1 pseudogene is annotated in these 246 nt (G+C 37.4%); it reads left to right on the forward strand.

What is annotated here, in order from left to right:
* Window positions 1-246, forward strand: a pseudogene (locus SB775_RS32615) (Ktr system potassium uptake protein D); the annotation flags it as partial.

Consider the following 246-nt stretch of genomic DNA (forward strand, 5'->3'; position numbering starts at 1 on the left):
GGATTCTTGCGTTTGTTCTGCAAATCGGTGGAATCGGAATTATGACCCTCGGCACCTTCGTATGGATCGTTATGAGGAAAAGGATTGGCATTAAAGAAAGAAAACTCATTATGGCAGACCAAAACCAAAGCAATTTATCAGGAATTGTGAAACTAATGAAGCAGGTCTTATATTTAATTTTGCTGATTGAGTTTGTCGGCGGTTTGATTTTAAGTATGTATTTTCTCAAATATTACGACGTGCAAG

This window comes from Peribacillus sp. SIMBA_075, assembly GCF_046534585.1.